Origin of the sequence: Agathobaculum faecis (assembly GCF_014287995.1) — a bacterium.
Lineage (GTDB): Bacteria > Bacillota > Clostridia > Oscillospirales > Butyricicoccaceae > Agathobaculum > Agathobaculum ammoniilyticum.
Genome location: NZ_JACOPL010000068.1, coordinates 1 through 843, shown reverse-complemented (window position 1 = coordinate 843; position 843 = coordinate 1). Strand labels below are relative to the sequence as shown.

2 protein-coding genes are annotated in these 843 nt (G+C 46.0%); both read right to left on the bottom strand.

Features of this window, described 5'->3' with window-relative positions; all coding sequences use genetic code 11:
* The coding region (locus H8S45_RS15860; protein WP_186950606.1) for a hypothetical protein at positions 1–180 on the bottom strand (180 nt) is incomplete at its 3' end.
* A 365-nt stretch (positions 181–545) separates the two neighbouring features.
* Positions 546–614 (bottom strand): hypothetical protein, encoded by a 69-nt coding sequence (locus H8S45_RS16955; protein WP_390126316.1) that lies wholly within the window; start codon positions 612–614, stop codon positions 546–548.
* Positions 615–843: the final 229 nt, after the last annotated feature.

Genomic DNA, 843 nt, shown 5'->3' with positions numbered 1-843 from the left:
CAGCGTGCCTCCGCCGCTGACCGCGTTGACAAGGCCGGCTGTCACTTCCGGATAACCGCCCAGCCGGACCGCGATGAGCAAATTGTCCCGCGGGTCCACGGCAACGGTATCCGCCCAGGCTGTAAGGGTGATTGTCTGGGCTGGGTCACTGTAGATGGCTTTCATCAGCTTTTCTGTCATTGCATATTGATCTTCCTTTCTCTTTGGCGCAAAAAAAGACCATACAGTATCCGATAGTGGATTTCTGTATGGTCTAGTCAGGTGATGAATCAAGTACGGAGATGGTGTTCGGTCCAGACAGGCAGACTGCCTCCTGGGCGGGTTACTCTGACACGAATTACTCTGACCTGATTTCTCCTTTAATATAGCACGGCTTATCTGTTTTGGAAAGATGAAATGTTTTTATCTTCTCCGCAGGCTGTTGCAATGTTGGCTCGGTACTGGTAACATTTGTAATAGACTTAGGAAAACCACCGTTTATGATGTTATCCATAACGGCGGCATATATAGGTTGATTAGTGTTTCTGCCTTTGAATGATGGTTATTTACAAATCCTTTGCGTCGATGAGCGTTTCCTGTTTACGCTTCGACCAGTAAAAAGGAAAGTTTTTCAATACGGTATCCTCCCTAATTGATATTATGTGTTTTTCTGCCGCATATGGGACAAAGTATCTACTCTAAAGTAAACATATTACGCTGGAAGTATTCAGCGAGTACCGGATTTGCATAAACTCCTATTACAATAGATTTACGGTTCAAGGCACGGCAGCCAGCCGTGTCTTTTTCCGCGCCGTTGCCAAAGCTGTTAGAATGAGAGTGTCTTGGCCTGATGTTAAACTCCAA